This window comes from Dietzia sp. SLG310A2-38A2 (assembly GCF_014145095.1).
GTDB lineage: Bacteria > Actinomycetota > Actinomycetes > Mycobacteriales > Mycobacteriaceae > Dietzia.
The window spans coordinates 1-2,123 of record NZ_JAALDX010000288.1 but is presented as its reverse complement, the minus strand read 5'-3'; the positions used below and the strand labels follow the sequence as shown (position 1 = coordinate 2,123).

Sequence of the window (2,123 nt, the reverse complement as noted above, 5' to 3'; positions counted from 1 at the left end):
ACCTCGACACCGTGCTCGACGCCGCCCGCCGGACCGGACGCCGCGCCAGGGTGACCCCCAAGATCGACACCGGGCTCGCCCGCTCCGGCATCACCCTCGACGAGTGGCCCGCCCTGCTCGGCCGGCTCGTCGCCGCCTCCGACGAGGGCCTCATCGAGGTGACCGGGCTGATGGCGCACTTCGCGCACGCCGACGATCCGGGCAACCCGGTGATCGACCAGCAGGTCGACCGTCTGCACGCCTGCGTGGCGCAGGCCCGCGCCCGCGGGGTGGAGTGCCCGATCAACCACCACGCCAACTCCGCGGCCACCCTGACCCGCCCGGACGACGGGTTCGAGATGGTCCGCCCCGGAATCGCCCTCTACGGGCTCAATCCGGTCGACGGTCTCGAGGCGGATCTGGTCCCGGCGATGACGTTCTCCGCCGAGGTCCTGATGGTCAAACGCATCGCAGCCGGTCAGGGGGTGAGCTACGGGCACACGTGGCACGCCCCGCAGGACACCACCGTGGCGCTCGTGGCGGCGGGGTACGCCGACGGGGTGTGGCGCCTGCTGTCGGGCAGGCTCGACGTGGCTGTCAACGGGCGTCGGTACCCGAACGTCGGACGTGTCTGCATGGACCAGTTCGTCGTGGACCTGGGCCCCGACCCGGGCGACACGGTGCGGGCGGGGGACACCGCCATCCTGTTCGGCAACGGTTCCGACGGCGGCCCGACCGCGGCCGAGTGGGCGCGAACCCTGGGGACCATCCACTACGAGGTCGTCACCGCCGTCCGCGGCCGAGCGGTGCGCCATCACGTTCTCGGGGCCCGCCACGCCCCCGGTGGTCAGAGGGAGGGTTCACTATGAGTGGAGAAGACGATGCGGCCGATCGCCGGAGATCGTTGCCCCGACTGCGGTGGCCCCGCCGTCCCTCCCGGTCGGCCGCGGGGGAGCCCGTCGAGGTCAGGTCACCCGAACTGGTGGGCGGGGCGAGCCGGGACGCCGAGGCCGTCGAGGCCGTCGACGAGCAGATCCGGGCTCCGGGCGGTCTCGCGGCGGGTCTGAGCGCCCTCGGTGCCGCGACGATCGGATCCGTGGGCACGCTCCTCCCGGGACGACGGGCAGGCGACCCGTGGGCCGGCGAGGACATGTGGGAACTCGGGGTCGACCGGGGTTCGATGGTCGCCGCCTCGGACGGTGTCCCGCTCGCGGTGCGTGAGGCCGGACCGACCGATGCGCCGATGACCGTCGTGTTCGCCCACGGATACACGCTCTCGATGGATTCCTGGCACTTCCAGCGCCGCCATCTCCAGGACCGCTTCGGTTCCGAGGTCCGGTTGGTCTTCTACGACCAGAGAGGTCACGGACTCAGCGGCAAGAGCTCGCGCGACAACTCGACCATCGCCCAGCTGGCGTCCGACCTCAATTCGGTGATCTCGGCCACGGCACCGACGGGCCCGATCGTGGCGATCGGACACTCCATGGGGGGCATGTCGGTCCTGGGCTACGCCGTCCGCCACGAGGAGGCGGTCCGCGAGCGCGTGTTGGGCGTGGGACTGGTCGCCACGGCGATGGCGGAACTGTCGGAGTCGGGCCTGGGTGCCGTCCTCGACAGCAGGGCCGTCAGCAGATTCGTGGGCCTCGCCGGCCGCACCCCTGCGGTGTTCACCAGCAGCCGCAAAGCCCTCGGGGCGATCATCTCCCCGTTCATCTACGGCGGATCGTTCGGCGACCCGGCCAAGATGAGCCCGACCGTCGCCAGGTTCGTGGACAAGCTCATCGCCTCGACGGACGTGCTGACCATCGCGAACTTCTTCGAGACCCTGACCCGGCACGACGAGACGGCGGCCATGCCCGTGCTCCGGGACGTACGCACCACGGTGTTGTGCGGTGACCGCGATCTGCTCACCCCCCTGGACCGCTCGGTGGACATCGCCGAGGCACTGCCGGACGCGGAGTTCGTGGTGGTCCCCGGTGCCGGACACATGGTGATGCTGGAGGAACCGGCGCACGTGTCGGAGGTCCTCGGTGACCTCATCGCGGACGCCATCGTCGAGTGGCGCACGCGGACACGGGGGTCGTCGAGCGGTACAGGGTCATCGGCCGGCACCGGGTCGCCGACCGGCACCGGGTCGCCGAGCC

General features: G+C 71.4%; 2 protein-coding genes. Both read left to right on the top strand.

Annotated elements, in window-relative coordinates; all coding sequences use genetic code 11:
• The coding region (gene alr / locus G6027_RS10655; protein WP_182637156.1) for an alanine racemase at nt 1-848 on the top strand (848 nt) is incomplete at its 5' end.
• Nucleotides 845-2,123 (top strand): alpha/beta hydrolase (locus G6027_RS10650; RefSeq protein ID WP_241727029.1); only part of this gene is annotated, 1,279 nt, incomplete at its 3' end. The genes alr and G6027_RS10650, both read left to right, overlap by 4 nt.